Origin of the sequence: Xanthomonas pisi DSM 18956 (assembly GCF_001010415.1) — a bacterium.
GTDB classification, from domain to species: Bacteria; Pseudomonadota; Gammaproteobacteria; order Xanthomonadales; family Xanthomonadaceae; genus Xanthomonas; species Xanthomonas pisi.
This window is the reverse complement of record NZ_JPLE01000267.1, coordinates 1-671: the sequence shown is the minus strand read 5'-3', so window position 1 is coordinate 671 and position 671 is coordinate 1. Positions and strand designations below refer to the sequence as shown.

Below are 671 nucleotides of genomic sequence, written 5' to 3'. Positions count from 1 at the left end.
CCGACCCCTAATGACTCAATCCATTCGCTTTGAACGTCAGCCAGCAAATCGGCTGTGTCGATGGTTATTACACCAGTGCTTACTATGTAAGAATATTGCGCACTCATTCTATCATATCCCCAGTTCTGTTTCCAGGTCCGTTACCTATGTGCCCGTGAGTGGATACATTTGTGCCGCCGATTGTGGTGCCAGTCGGAAGCGTTGCCGTCGTTCCTTCTTTCCCTTCTATACCACCATTGAATGTTGCCTTTCCATTCACTATCAGTTGTTGGTCGATAGTGGTGATTGGTGTTTTCACGTTTACCCCAGCTGATGCGGTTATGTTTATCGAGTCATCACTTAATGCAATTCGTGCAGCGCCGCTGAGTGGCTGAATTACCATTGAGCCTGCATCCTCTCCGCTTATGGTGTATTTTCGGAATATATCCGGTATGAACAGTCCATCAGCGAAAGTTTTCACGCGACCATTGGTAGGCGCGGTCGGCTTCAATTCTTCAAGGAATGTCGACAACTCTCGGTCGCCAGCGAATATCCAGCCCAAATCACCTTCTTTCAAAGGAAAATTGATTACAAAGCCGCCGCCGCCGATTGCCAATACAGGAATTGACACCAGGGGTTGACGCTCCACTGGTTTATCATCAAGACTTACGAAATGAATAACAGGCTTTATG

Annotated in this window: 1 protein-coding gene; it reads right to left on the bottom strand. The window is 47.4% G+C overall.

Annotation, left to right across the window (positions count from 1 at the left end):
- Positions 1-103 precede the first annotated feature (103 nt).
- Positions 104-671: Gp138 family membrane-puncturing spike protein (locus Y887_RS20830; RefSeq protein WP_046965650.1), on the bottom strand; the 568-nt coding region annotated here is incomplete at its 5' end.